Below are 13,117 nucleotides of genomic sequence, written 5' to 3'. Positions count from 1 at the left end.
CCTGCTCGGGGGTGCCCTCGGCGACGACGCGGCCGCCGCCGGGGCCGCCCTCGGGGCCCAGGTCGATGACCCAGTCCGCGGTCTTGATCACGTCCAGGTTGTGCTCGATCACCAGCACGGTGTTGCCCTTCTCCACCAGCTTGTGCAGCACGTCCAGCAGCATGCGCACGTCCTCGAAGTGCAGGCCCGTGGTGGGCTCGTCGAGGATGTAGAAGGTCTGTCCGGTCGCGATCTTCGACAGCTCGCTCGCCAGCTTCACGCGCTGCGCCTCACCCCCTGAGAGGGTGGTGGCGGCCTGCCCCAGGTGGATGTAGCCCAGGCCCACGTCCGAGAGCGTGGACAGGTGCCGCTTGAGGCGCGGCACGGCGTCGAACAGCTCCAGCGCCTCGTCGACCGTCAGCTCCAGCACGTCGGCGATGCTGTGGCCCTTGTAGAAGACCTCCAGCGTCTCGCGGTTGTAACGCCGGCCGCGGCACACGTCGCAGGGCACGTACACGTCGGGCAGGAAGTGCATCTCGATCTTCACCAGTCCGTCGCCCTGGCACGCCTCGCAGCGCCCGCCCTTCACGTTGAAGCTGAAGCGGCCCGGCGTGTAGCCGCGCATCTTGCTCTCGGGCAGCTCGGCGAACAGCTCGCGGATGATGGTGAAGAGGCCCGTGTACGTGGCCGGGTTCGACCGCGGCGTGCGCCCGATGGGCGACTGGTCGATGTCTACGACCTTGTCCAGCAGGTCCAGCCCGCGGATGCGGTCGTGCACGCCCGGCACCGTCTTCGCGCGGTAGAACTTGCGTCCCAGCGCGCTCCACAGGATGTCGTTGACCAGCGTGGACTTGCCGGAGCCGGAGACGCCGGTGACGGCCACGAAGCAGCCCAGCGGGATGCCGACGGTGAGGTTGCGCAGGTTGTGCTCGCGCGCGCCCTCGATCACGATACGCCGGTCCTCGCGCGGGGCGCGGCGCTCGGCGGGGATCTCGATGCGGCGCTCGCCGCGCAGATACGCGCCGGTCAGCGACTCCTCGCTCGCGAGGATGTCGTCCAGCGTGCCTTCGGCCACGATGCGGCCGCCGTGGCGCCCGGCGCGCGGACCCAGGTCCAGCACGTGGTCGGCCGCGCGGATGGTGTCCTCGTCGTGCTCCACCACCAGCACCGTGTTGCCCAGGTCGCGCAGCTGCTGCAGCGTTTCCAGCAGCCGCTGGTTGTCGCGCTGGTGCAGGCCGATGGACGGCTCGTCGAGGATGTACAGCACGCCCACCAGCCGCGACCCGATCTGCGTCGCCAGGCGGATGCGCTGGGCCTCCCCACCCGAGAGGGTCTCGGCCGAGCGGCCCATCGTGAGGTACTCGAGGCCCACGTTCACCAGGAACGACAGGCGCTCGGTCACCTCCTTCAGGATCGGCCCGGCGATGTCACGCGGGATGTGCGGCAGCGATTCGACCTGGCGGAAGAAGTCCAGCGCCTCGGCCACCGGCATCGCGACGGCGTGGCCGATGGAGCGTCCGCCCACGGTCACCGCCAGGCTCTCCGGACGCAGGCGCGCGCCGCCGCACGCGGTGCACGGCAGGGTGCTCATGTACTCTTCCAGCGTCTCCCGCAGCGAGTCGCTGGTGGAGTCGCGATAGCGCTGCGCCACGTCGCCCAGGATGCCCACCCACTTGAGCTTCTTGGAGATCTGCTTGCCCTCGGGCGCCGAGGCGCCGTGCAGCAGCACCTCGCGGATGCCGTCCGGCAGCTCGTTCCACGGCGTGTTCAGCGTGAAGCCGAGCGCGGTGGCGAGGCCTTCCAGGATGGTGGACCGGAGATGGCCCCGCGGCACGCCCCACGGCAGCACGACGCCTTCCAGGATCGACAGCGAGTGGTCCGCCAGCACCAGCTCGGGGTTGGGCTCCTTGCGCGTGCCCAGGCCGCCGCATGCCGTGCAGGCGCCGAACGGCGAGTTGAACGAGAACTGCCGCGGCTCCAGCTCGGGGATGTTCACGCCGCAGGTGGCGCAGGCGTAGTGCTCGGAGTAGAGGTGCGTCTCCGGCTGGGCCGGGTCGAGGTAGACGTCCACCTGCACCACGCCCTCGGCCGCGCGGAGCGCCGTCTCCACCGAGTCCGCCAGGCGCGTTCGGTCCTCGGCGCGGGCGACCAGGCGGTCCACGGAGATGGCGATGTCGTGGTTCGCGCGCTTGGCGAGCGGGGGCGGGCTCTCCAGCATGTGCATCTGCCCGTCCACGCGGACGCGCGAGAAGCCCTTCTTCCGGTACTCCTCGAACAGCTCGCGGAACTCGCCCTTGCGCCCGCGCACGACCGGCGCGAGGACTTCGATGCGCGTGCCTTCGGGGAGAGAGAGGACGCGGTCCACGATCTGGGTCGCGCTCTGACGCTCCACGGGGTTGCCGCAGGTGGGACAGTGCGGGATGCCCACGCGCGCCCACAGCAGGCGCAGGTAGTCGTACACCTCCGTCACCGTGCCGACCGTGGAGCGCGGGTTTCGCCCGGCGGTCTTCTGCTCGATGGAGATGGCGGGCGACAGGCCCTCGATGGAGTCCACGTCGGGCTTCTCCATCATCCCCAGGAACTGCCGGGCGTACGCCGAGAGGGACTCGACGTACCGCCGCTGCCCCTCGGCGTAGATGGTGTCGAAGGCGAGCGACGACTTGCCGCTGCCGCTCAGACCGGTGATGACGGTCAGGCGGTCGCGGGGGATCTCCACATCCACGTTCTGCAGGTTGTGCTCGCGAGCACCCCGCACGATCAGGTTTTCTTCGGCCATCCCGAAAGAATACCGCATCTTGCCCCCGGTTTCAACCGCCGCACCGCGCCCGCGCCGCAGAGCCGCATCACCCGGCGAATCTCGCCACCGATCGCCCTCAATCCTCCGCGATCCGAACGCTCCCTCGCCCATCCGCCGACCCTCGCCCGACCCGCATCTACCCTGCCCCCTCACGCGCACGCTGCACATCTGCCGAACACCCGCTTCGGTGACAGCCGACGGTCAGAGGATCCAGCAGCCGAGGATCGGGGGCAGCCGAGAGGAACCAGTGTTCTGCGCGCTGTATCCGGTCTGGCGTAAACGGGCTCGGTCGACTCATGTCCGCAGACATGGAAACGACGTAGAGGCACACGGGTGAGGACACCCACCCGTGCGATTCACCCGATGTCTACTTACGGGCGATGCAGAGCCGGGGATCTGTGGCTAGCGGAGACGAACGTTCCTGCATTGATGCAAGCAGCTCCGGCGATATTCTCTGCACCCCAAATGTTCTCTGTCGATGCAGCGCAGTGTAGACTTCGTGTCCCAATGCGTACCTTCCATGCCCCGAACGCAGAAGCCAAGAAGATTACCTGCTCCAGGCTCAAGTAGCACAAACCGGCGCCAGCACTCCACCTACACTTGATGACGTAAACAGATTGTTTTCGGTACACCGCTTGCCCGCACTCCCCTGGGGCGCCTTACTCCACGGGCCCCGGCCGAAAGGCTTTCTGGACCACGCCACGCCCCTCCATCCAGGGCGCGGCGCACACCCATCACCACGAGGGACGAGAACCATGGCAGACGAAACGGGCGGCGGCGGACAGGCCGGCGGCGGGCAGGGCAGCGGCGGTGCACAGCCGCGCAGCGGTGGCGCGAAGGTGCCGCGCGACCCCTTCCTCTCCACGTTGGGGCGCGCAGGCAAGAACGGCGACCCGGGCGACGTGGTGCTGCTGGTGGGCCACGTGGGCGACTCGCCGGAGCAGGGCCACACGCGTGTGTACTCCGACGCCACGCTGCGCAACTTCATGGACGTGCCGGACGACTCGATCCTCCACAGCGAGCCGCTGCCGAGCGACGCGTCGCCGCTGGGCGGGCACTTCATCTGGGCGCGCAAGGACGCGGAGGTGGTGCACGGCAACGACGGGCAGAAGCAGAAGGCGGGCTTCTTCGAGGGCCCCATCTTCCGCGAGCACGCCCAGCCGGGCGGCGGCGGCAACGCGCCGGGCATCGGGGCGGGTGTGGGCGGCACGCCCACCGGGCCGGCTCCCACGCAGCCGGGCGCGTGCGTGCCCATCACCTTCTTCATGTGCCCGTCCATCCAGTGCCACCCCGGCGCGGGTGCGGCGCAGGCGCAGGGAGCGCAGAGCACCGCGGCGACGGTGTGTACCCAGTTCGGCTGCCACCCGCAGGGCACGGCGGCCACGGTGTGCACCCAGCTCTGCCACCAGACCATCCACCCCACCATCTGGACGCAGATCGGGTGCAGCACCGCGGCCGGCTGCGTGGGCGGCGCGGGGAACGTCGGCGTCACCGGCTGGCAGGGCTGCGGACAACCGATCGGTGTCACCGGCTGGCAGGGCTGTGGCCAGCAGCAGCCGGTAGGCGTCACGGGCTGGCAGGGTTGCGGCCAGCAGGGGCCGATCGGCGTAACCGGCTGGCAGGGTTGCGGCCAGCAGCATCCGGTGGGCGTGACGGGTTGGCAGGGCTGCCATCCCATCGGCGTGACCGGCTGGCTGGGCTGCCAGCCGGCCACGGCGGGCGTCGGCTGCCCGAACACCATCTCCTGCACGCCGCAGACGCTCTCGTGCGGCGCGCAGCACGGCGGCGGTGCGCAGGAGCTGTCCGCGGGGGCGACGGGCTTCGGCTGCCCGAACACGTCCACCTGCACCCCGCAGACGCACATGCTGGGCTGCCCGTCGTCCAGCACGTGCACGCCCCAGACGCACGCGATGGGTTGCCCCAACACGTCCACGTGCACGCCGCACGGCGGCGCGCAGCAGGCGAACACGGGGCTCGGCTGCCCGAACACGTCGACCTGCACGCCGCAGACTCACAACCCGGGCTGCCCGTCGAGCAGCACCTGCACGCCGCAGACGCACATGCTCGGCTGTCCGTCGTCGAGCACGTGCACGCCCCAGGGCGGTGGCGGGCATCAGGGCAGCACGGGCATCGGCTGCCCGAACACCTCCACGTGCACGCCGCACACGCACATGCCGGGGTGCCCGTCGAGCAGCACGTGCACTCCGCACGGGCAGTGAGGTCGTAATCGTGCGTTCGCGGGCGAGCTCGGGGTTCCACACCCGGGCTCGTCCCGCGGATGCACGTCGTACTAGGCCCGCGCCAGGCCGGGCGGGTTGATGTCGGTGAAGCACGGGTACGTCCTGTCGCCGCGTGGCGGCGGGACGTACCTTCGTCCTGGTGCGGTGTCCCCAAGCGCGCTCCCCGCAGAAACACGCGATGATCCTCTCCAAGCACAACCTCGTCCACTTCCTCATGGAGCACGGGCTGGTCACGCCCGCGGCCGTGGTGGACGGCGGCTACGCGGTGCACGACCTCACGCGCCGCAACCGCAACTTCCGCGTGACGCTGGGCGACGGCACCGGGCTGTTCGTGAAGCAGGCGCAGGACTGGACGCCGTACTCGGCCGAGACCATCCGGCGCGAGGCGGCGTGCTACCGGCTGGCGCGCACCGAGCCGGCGTACGCCGCGCTGGGCGGCCTGCTCCCCCGCGACCGCCTGTGGGACGAAACGGCGCAGGTGCTGGTGCTGGAGCTGCTTCCGGGACGCGAGAACCTGTCGGAGTACCACCACCGCCACGGCCGCTTCCCGCTGGAGATGGCGACGCGGCTGGGCACCATGCTGGGCACCTACCACCGCGAGGCGGGCCGGGGCGCCGCCGCGGGAATCGACTCCATCTTCCCCCGCCAGCCGCCGTGGATCCTCTCGGTCCACTTCCACAACCCTTCGCTGTTCGGGCCGGTGAGCGCCGGCATCCGGCAGATGCTTGGCATCCTGGAGAGCCACCCGGACTTCGGGCGCGCGCTGGACGCGATCCGCACAGGGTGGCGGCACGAGGCGCTGGTGCACGGCGACATGAAGTGGGAGAACTGCATCGTCCTCCCCCCATCTACCGACGACGGGTTGCCTGACCTGCGCATCGTGGACTGGGAGCTGGCGGACGTGGGCGACCCGTGCTGGGACGTGGGCTCGCTCTTCCAGGCGTACCTCTGCGCGTGGATCCTGTCGATGCCCATGGACGGCGCCGCGGCCGAGACGCTGATCGCCCGCGCGCACCTCCCCGTGGAGCGCATGCAGCCGGCGATGCGCACCTTCTGGCAGGCGTACGTCCGCACCCGCGGCGCCGGGCGGACGGAGGCGGAAGAGCTGATGGCGCGCAGCATCCGCTACGCCGCCGCACGGATGATCCAGACGGCGTGGGAGTGGACGAGCGGCCACGAACGCATGAGCCCGCAGATGGCCGCGGTGCTCCAGGTGAGCCTTAACGTCCTCGCCCGCCCGGACGACGCGGTGGTGCACCTGCTGGGCATCGACGCGAGGATGGCCGCATGACCGCCACGCACGCCGAGCGCATCGCCGCCGTGGTCCGCGGCGTCCGGGTGCTCTCGCCCACGGCCTTCCACGTGGCCGGGCAGCGCTTCGACGCGCCGCCGCCGGCTGCACCCGCCACCGAGCCGCCCGTGATCCCCGCCCTGCGCGACGCGCTGTACCGCTTCGCGTACGTGCAGCCGTTCACGGGCACTGCCCCACCGCCGCCCGCGCCCGCGAGGGCGGACGACGACCTGCTTCCCGCGCTCGTGGCCGCGAATCCGCGCCGTGCGCGGTGGGAGGAGGGCTGGGAGATCGCGCAGACGCTGCCCTCGGGCCAGGTGGTCGCCAAACGCCACGCCACGTCGCGCTTCCTGTGGCCGGGCGAGTTCGTCACGCTCGATGGGCCCGGCGTGCCGCCGCGGGTGGGGATGCGCGCCAGCCTTTTCCGCCCGGCCGAGGCGCAGTGGCTCCAGCCCGGCTTCTACTACGCGTTCGGAGATGCGGGCGGGGACGGCAGCGCGGACCGGCACGTCGTCCGCCTGTACTGGAGCGTCACGCCGGAGGGCGCGCCCGCGCTCCTGGCGAACCTGGTGACGCGGCTCAACCGCTACGGAATCCCGTTCCGCTTCAAGGTGCTCACCCACCGCTCGCTCTTCCCGCGGTCCGACGCGGCGGTGCTGTACGTCTCGCGCCGTTACTATCGCCTCTCCGCCGAGCTGGCGATGGAGGTGCGGGCGGAGATGGGCGCCTCGGTCGGCGACGACGTGCCGCTCTTCACGCGGCGGATCGCGCCCGGCGTGGGCCTGGCGGAAGACCCGCAGACGGGGGAGAGCTTCGGGATGGCGCGGTGCAAGACGCTGGCGGAAGGGCTGTGGAGCGCCCACGGCCGCGGCCTGGCGGACGACGGCGCGCGGATGGCCGAGGTCGCCGCGCACTTCGGCCGCGCCGGCATCGACCTGGAGCACCCGTACCTGAACCCTGGCTCGCCCCATCGCTACGAGGTGCCCGGCCATGACGCCTGATCCCGCCACGCCCGGCGCCTTCCTGGACGCAGCCGCCGCCATCGGCGCGCGCCTGTGCCGCGACGCCATCTGGGACGGGCGCCGCTGCAACTGGGTGGGCGACACGCCCGATCCTTCCGCCGGCGCGTGGGCCATCGTCCACCGCGCGCTCGGTCCAACGCTGTACGACGGGACCAGCGGCATCGCGCTCTTCCTCGCACGCCTGCACGCGCTCACGGGCGAGCGGCCGTTCCGCACCGCCGCGGAGGGCGCGCTGCGGCACGCGCTCTCGCGCCGGGACGCGCTGCCGCCGGAGACGCGCGCGGCGCTGCACTCCGGCCTTGCGGGCATCGCGTACTCGCTTGCGGTTTCGGGAGATGCGCTCGCGGCGGACGAGTGGACCGACCACGCGCGCACCGTCGCGCTGGAGACGGCGGAGGTGCCGATGCATCCTTCCGCGGTGGATGTCATCTCCGGAAGCGCCGGCGTCATCCCCGCCCTGCTCGACCTCCACGCTCGTTTTGGCGACGATGCGCTGGCGGATGCGGCAGTTCGGCACGGAGACTTCCTGCTCTCGCTGGCGAAGCGAGGCGAGCACGGGACGTCGTGGCGCACGCTGGAGATGGCGACGCACCACGACCTCACCGGCTACTCGCACGGCGCGGCGGGCATCGCGCTGTCGCTGCTGGAGCTGGCGCACGCGACCGGGGAGGCGTGTTTCCGCGCGGAGGCGGAGGAGGGATTCCGCTACGAGCGGCGATGGTTCAGCCCGCAGCACGGCAACTGGCCGGACTTCCGCATCTTCGGCGCGGGACCGGACGGTGCGCCCACGCCGCCTTCGTACGGCGTCGCGTGGTGCCACGGCGCGCCGGGCATCGGCCTCAGCCGCCTGCGCGCGTACGAGCTGACGGGCGATGCCATCTACCGCCACGAAGCCGAAGCGGCGCTGCGCACGACCGCCTCCGGCCTGGCCGGGGCGGAGGCGAACGGCGGCACCGGCTTCTCCCTCTGCCACGGAGATGCGGGGAACGCGGACCTGCTGATCCAGGCTGCGTCGGTGCTGGGCGATGCCGCCTCGCGCACCGCCGCCGAGCGCGTGGGCTGGATGGGCATCAACCGCTACCTCGCGCCGGACGCCCCCTGGCCGTGCGGAGTCCCCAACGGCGGCGAGACGCCCGGGCTGATGATCGGCCTGGCCGGGATCGGCTACTTCTACCTCCGCCTCCACGACGCACGAAACGCCGCCCCCGTGCTCGTTATCGAGCCGGGAAAGCGAGCGGAGCCGAGGAAGATGCCGGGGAGATGGAACGCGCAACCGGGCGAGCTCGTCGGCGCGGACTGACGGTCTCCGTCTCGTCTGCAGAGATGTCGAAGATGGAGTACGACGCCCCGAATCGTGTTCTGCGATTCGGGGCGTCGTCAGGATCAGTCGGGGCGCCGTTCGGCGCCTCGGGCAGGCGCGCTCGCGAGCGGCGGCGCGACGGACGGGAGGCTTGCGCGGGCGTCCTCCAAGTCGTGGCGCGCCCACCGCTTGCGCGGCACGCGGCCGAACCACTTGGAGGTCCGGCTCGTCGCCACGATGGGGATGACGAGGAGGGCGAGTCCGAGCAGGAGCACCCACGAGTCGTTGGTGCGTCTCGCCAGCTCGAGCACCACCGCCTCCATCACCGCGGCGCCGAGCCACAGCACCGCCAGGAACCGTCGCGTCCGCGTCCAGAACTGGGTCATCGGGTCCTCGCGGGTTGGTGGGGATGGGGCTGCTCGGAGGAGAGCGCTGGTAGGACTGTGGGGGACAGACGTACCATACCTCCGCCGGACCAGTCACGACAGGGCCGCGCGGTCGTGCGCGACCCATCGTCGGATCGACATCGAGCATCTACAACGTAGAGGCGGGGGAAGCCGGTCGGCCGGTATCCCCCGCCTCTGCACGTCATCAACCGCCGTATCGAATCATCGCTGCATCTACCTCGATCTCCCCCGTCCCTCTCACCGACGCGCCGTCCAGTGAGCCCACACGAACGTGGCCGCCACACACGCGAAGCAGCTCCATCGAATCACCAGCGCCGTCCGCGAGTTCCAATCCACCGAAGCAGGACCGTGGCGGAATGCGCGGTACGCCTGGCGCGCGATGAACAGCATGAACACCAGCAACGCGACGAATGCGATGACGGGCACCGCATCCTCACCCCGGCGCAGCGCCGTCACCAGCCACGCCGCGAGCCAGGTGCCGAACCCGACCGCCAGTGCGAGCACAGCCAGGTAGCCTTTCCTCGCACCATCCATCTGCCTGCTCCTTGGGCTGAAATTCCGGCGTCTGACGCGAGTTCGACCGTCGGGAAGCCCTCCTATCGCGGTCAACGCCTGGCTCCCGCTCGCCTACCGCGGTACCAGTACGTACGCACCCGCCGCAATCGCCCTCGCGACGAGCGGGGTCTGGCCGACGAGCTCGCCGTCGACCTGGGTGACGACGGGGGGATCGGACTCGATGCGGACCTCGCGGGCTTGCAGGTAGATCATGCGGTCGTCGCCGGCGTAGCGGCCGCTGGCGACGCGCCAGAGGACGCCCGCCATGTCGGTGACCGTGCGCGGCGCGAAGATGCACACGTCGAGCAGCCCGTCGCTGAACGACACCGCGGGCCCGATGCTCACGCCCACGGGGAAGTACGGCGACACGAACTGCCCCACGTTCGCCGCCAGCACCATCGACGCCTCCACCTCCAGCGTCTCGTCGTCCGCCGTGATGCGGTAGAGCGCCGGGCGCGGCACGACGCCCACGCGAAGGCCGGCGAGCAGGTAGGCACCGAAGCCCCAGCGGTCCTTCATCTTGCGCGTGGCGGCGGCGATGACCTCCGCGTCCAGCCCGGCGCCGGCCGCAAGCGCGAAGTAGCGCCCGTCGTCCAGCTGCCCCACGTCCAACGGCACGGGCCGGCCGTTGACGGCGACCTCCACCGCCGCGTCCAGAGCGCGCGGGATGCCCAGGTTGTGCGCGACCTGGTTGCCGGTGCCGCGCGGCACCAGCGCCAGGGGCACATCCGTGCCCGCCAGCCCGGTGATGACCTCGCCCACCGTGCCGTCGCCGCCGACGGCGACCACCGCGCGGTAGCCCAGCTCCGCGCCGCGGCGGGCGAACCGCTCCGCATCTCCCTGCCCCGCCGTCTCCACGATATCGAACGCGGCCCCCCGAACGGCGAATGCGCCGCCTAGCTGGCGGCGCACGCGGGCCGGGTCCTGCTGGCCGGCCGCCGGGTTCAGGACGACGAGATGCCGCCCGGCGTACGGGTTTCCGTCCAGGCTCAACGGATCGTCCAGTCTTCCCGCTTGGGCTCGCGGCCTTCCCACTCCTGCTTGGCTTCGTCGAAGCCGGGGCGGCCCATGATGCCGTACGTGAGCTGCTTGCCCAGCTCCACGCCCGGCTGGTCCATGGCGTCGATGCCGTAGAAGTGGCCCGCGTACACCGTGGCCGCCTCCAGCAGGAAGAAGAGGGCGCCCAGCGACCGGGCGTCCACCGCCGGGATCTCCAGCGTCATGCTCATCCGTCCGCGCTTCGCCAGCGCCGCCTCGGTCGCCAGCATCTCGGTGCGAAGCAGCTCGCCGAGCGAGTGGCCGCCCAGGTAGCTGAGCTCTCCGTGCTCCGGGTAGCGCGACGGAATCGGCACGTCGTCGCCGCCATCGCGCTCGCAGAGGAAGGTGATCGTCTTGTCGAACGGGCCTTCCACGTACAGCTGCACCTGCGAGTGCTGGTCGGTCGCGCCCAGCGACTTGACCGGCGTGGGGCCCACGTGCACGTCGGCGCCGTCGCGGCCTTTCGCCTTGCCCAGGCTCTCCGCCCACAGCTGCCGGAACCAGTCCGCCACGTCGCGCAGGCGGTCCGAGTACGGCATCATCACGTGAATGGGCGCCCTGGCCTTCGTGTCCGCCAAGTACTGGAGCGCGGCGTAGGCACCGGCGGGGTTCTTCGCCAGGTCGTCCGTCGCGCAGCGCTCCGCCATCGCCTTGGCGCCCGCGAGCAGCTCGCCAACGTCGATGCCCACCATCGCCGCAGGCAGCAGGCCCACGGCGGAGAGGACGGAGAAGCGGCCGCCCACGTTGCCGGGGATGGGCAGCGTGGCGATGCCCTCCGCCTTCGCGATCTGGCGGAGGACGCCCTTCTCGGGATCGGTGGTGAAGAGGAGGTGGCCGCGATAGTGCTCGCCGAGCTGGGCCTCCAGCAGGTCGCGGATGATGAGGTACTGGCTCATCGTCTCGGCCGTGCCGCCGGACTTGGAGACCACGTTGAAGAGCGTCTTCGCCAGGTCGATGCGCTTGAGGAACGCCGCGAAGGTCGCCGGGTCGATGTTGTCCAGGACGTAGAGACGGGGGAAGAAGTCGCGCCCCTCGTCGTCCAGCTCGTTCCAGTACGGGTCCAGCAGCGCCGTCCGCAGCGCGATCGTCCCCAGCGCGCTCCCGCCGATACCGAGCACCACGATGGTGCTGAACGCCTGCCCCGGCCCCTCGGCGAACTGCTGGATCGACCGCAGCGTTTCGCCGCCCTCCACCAGCTCGAAGAAGCCCAGCTCGCCCGCCTGGCGGCGCGTCTCCGCATCCGCGTGCGCGGCCTTGAAGCGCTCCGCCATCCCCGCGAAGTCGGCCGGGTCCACGCCGTGCCCGCCGCCCAGCCGCGGCGCCAGCATGTTGTTGTAGTCCAGGACGATCGAATCGCTGCCAGCCATGGGCGATGCCTCTCGGAGTGGATGTAAGGCGGGCCCCCTCCCCCAGCCCCTCCCCCAAAACTGCCTGGGGGAGGGGAGCCTGTTCCAGGCGGGCGGAGGCCATGTGCGCGAAGCTCAACGCGGTTTGGCGGAGGCCGCGTGTCCGTGGACGCCGTCTCGACCGCCGGCCCCGGGCGCAGGCCGTTGCGAATCGCGCAACGCTGCTCCGGAATGGCACCAACGGCTTCGTTTCTTCTCCCGCTTGCGGGAGAGGACAGGCGAGGAACGAGCCAGGTGAGGGCCCCCGCCTCAGCCCTCCCCGATCTCCACCAGCAGCCCGTCGTACGCGGGGTGGATGCCCGCCGGGAGCTTGTCCTCCAGCTCGCGGTGGCCCACGCGGTGGGTGAGGTGCGTGAGGTACGTCGCGCGCGCGCCGATGCGCTGGGCGGCCTCCACCGCTTCCTCGATCGTGAAGTGCGTGGGGTGCGGGTCGCCGTACCACAGCGCGTTCAGCACCAGCACGTCCACCCCTTCCAGCGCGGCGATCGTCGCCTCCGGCAGCGACTTGGCGTCGGTGACGTAGCCGAGGCCGCCCACGCGGAACCCGTACGCCTCCACGTGCCCGTGCGGCACCGGCAGCGGCAGCATGCGGAAGCCGGCGACGTCGAGGGGTTGGTACGCGTGGAAGGCGCGCAGCTCCGCCTCGGGCTTGCTGGTGCCCTCGATGGGGCGGATCGACGGGTCGAACACGTAGTCGAAGCGCGACTCCAGCGACCGCACGCACGACGCCGACGCGTACACCGGCAGCGCCGTCGTGCGCCGGATGGAGAAGGCGCGCAGGTCGTCCACCCCGTGCACGTGGTCGGCGTGGCAATGGGTGTACCAGACGGCGTCCACGTCGCCCACTCCCGCTGCGAGGAGTTGCAGCCGAAGCTCGGGCGGCGTGTCCACCAGCAGGCGGCGTCCGCCATCCTCCAGCAGCGCCGCGTGGCGGGTGCGCCGGTCTCGCTCGTCGGCCGAGTGGCACACGGCGCACGGGCAGCCGATGACGGGGATGCCGAACGACGTGCCCGTGCCCAGGAAGCGCAGCCTCATCGCCGCCGCGCGCGCGTCAGCCGCGGGGCCCGCGCGCGGCCGCTGCG

At 71.3% G+C, this 13,117-nt stretch carries 10 protein-coding genes; 4 read left to right on the top strand and 6 right to left on the bottom strand.

Annotation, left to right across the window (positions count from 1 at the left end; genetic code table 11):
• Positions 1–2,755: excinuclease ABC subunit UvrA (gene uvrA / locus VFE05_19425; GenBank protein HET6232254.1), on the bottom strand; the 2,755-nt coding region annotated here is incomplete at its 3' end.
• Between the two features lie 776 nt (positions 2,756–3,531).
• Between uvrA and VFE05_19420 the strand changes: the two genes are divergently transcribed.
• From VFE05_19420 to VFE05_19405, 4 genes are all read left to right on the top strand, one after another.
• A complete protein-coding gene (locus VFE05_19420; GenBank protein ID HET6232253.1) occupies positions 3,532–4,995 on the top strand; it encodes a hypothetical protein in 1,464 nt (487 codons plus the stop codon).
• A 199-nt stretch (positions 4,996–5,194) separates the two neighbouring features.
• Positions 5,195–6,307: a phosphotransferase gene (locus VFE05_19415; protein ID HET6232252.1), complete on the top strand. Its 1,113-nt coding sequence runs from the start codon at positions 5,195–5,197 to the stop codon at positions 6,305–6,307.
• Positions 6,304–7,308: a T3SS effector HopA1 family protein gene (locus tag VFE05_19410; GenBank protein HET6232251.1), complete on the top strand. Its 1,005-nt coding sequence runs from the start codon at positions 6,304–6,306 to the stop codon at positions 7,306–7,308. The genes VFE05_19415 and VFE05_19410 overlap by 4 nt, the downstream gene beginning before the upstream one ends.
• Positions 7,298–8,629 (top strand): lanthionine synthetase LanC family protein, encoded by a 1,332-nt coding sequence (locus tag VFE05_19405; GenBank protein HET6232250.1) that lies wholly within the window; start codon positions 7,298–7,300, stop codon positions 8,627–8,629. The genes VFE05_19410 and VFE05_19405 overlap by 11 nt, the downstream gene beginning before the upstream one ends.
• Positions 8,630–8,712: 83 nt before the next feature.
• Here VFE05_19405 and VFE05_19400 read toward each other — a convergent pair whose 3' ends face one another.
• From VFE05_19400 to VFE05_19380, 5 genes are all read right to left on the bottom strand, one after another.
• A complete protein-coding gene (locus VFE05_19400) occupies positions 8,713–9,015 on the bottom strand; it encodes a hypothetical protein (protein HET6232249.1) in 303 nt (100 codons plus the stop codon).
• Between the two features lie 258 nt (positions 9,016–9,273).
• Positions 9,274–9,570, bottom strand: coding sequence for a hypothetical protein (locus tag VFE05_19395; protein HET6232248.1), 297 nt, complete (start codon positions 9,568–9,570; stop codon positions 9,274–9,276).
• A gap of 93 nt (positions 9,571–9,663) precedes the next feature.
• The gene (locus VFE05_19390; protein ID HET6232247.1) at positions 9,664–10,584 is read right to left on the bottom strand and encodes a diacylglycerol kinase family protein; all 921 of its coding nucleotides are present in this window, start codon (positions 10,582–10,584) and stop codon (positions 9,664–9,666) included.
• On the bottom strand, positions 10,581–11,996 hold the full coding sequence (locus VFE05_19385; GenBank protein HET6232246.1) for a glucose-6-phosphate isomerase: 1,416 nt from the start codon (positions 11,994–11,996) through the stop codon (positions 10,581–10,583). The genes VFE05_19390 and VFE05_19385 overlap by 4 nt, the downstream gene beginning before the upstream one ends.
• 288 nt (positions 11,997–12,284) lie before the next feature.
• Positions 12,285–13,070 carry an MBL fold metallo-hydrolase gene (locus VFE05_19380; protein ID HET6232245.1) on the bottom strand — a complete coding sequence of 262 codons (786 nt, stop codon included), beginning with the start codon at positions 13,068–13,070 and terminating at the stop codon, positions 12,285–12,287.
• Between the last annotated feature and the right edge of the window lie 47 nt (positions 13,071–13,117).

The sequence above is a fragment of the Longimicrobiaceae bacterium genome (assembly GCA_035696245.1).
In the GTDB taxonomy this organism is placed as follows: Bacteria; Gemmatimonadota; Gemmatimonadetes; order Longimicrobiales; family Longimicrobiaceae; genus DASRQW01.
This window is presented reverse-complemented; position numbering and strand designations above follow the sequence as displayed.

Coding starts and splice junctions, on each gene's coding strand:
- VFE05_19405 (HET6232250.1), top strand. CDS start 7,298: ATGACGCCTGATCCCGCCACGCCCGGCGCCTTCCTGGACGCAGCCGCC.
- VFE05_19400 (HET6232249.1), bottom strand. CDS start 9,015: ATGACCCAGTTCTGGACGCGGACGCGACGGTTCCTGGCGGTGCTGTGG.
- VFE05_19410 (HET6232251.1), top strand. CDS start 6,304: ATGACCGCCACGCACGCCGAGCGCATCGCCGCCGTGGTCCGCGGCGTC.
- VFE05_19395 (HET6232248.1), bottom strand. CDS start 9,570: ATGGATGGTGCGAGGAAAGGCTACCTGGCTGTGCTCGCACTGGCGGTC.
- VFE05_19420 (HET6232253.1), top strand. CDS start 3,532: ATGGCAGACGAAACGGGCGGCGGCGGACAGGCCGGCGGCGGGCAGGGC.
- VFE05_19380 (HET6232245.1), bottom strand. CDS start 13,070: ATGAGGCTGCGCTTCCTGGGCACGGGCACGTCGTTCGGCATCCCCGTC.
- VFE05_19385 (HET6232246.1), bottom strand. CDS start 11,996: ATGGCTGGCAGCGATTCGATCGTCCTGGACTACAACAACATGCTGGCG.
- VFE05_19415 (HET6232252.1), top strand. CDS start 5,195: ATGATCCTCTCCAAGCACAACCTCGTCCACTTCCTCATGGAGCACGGG.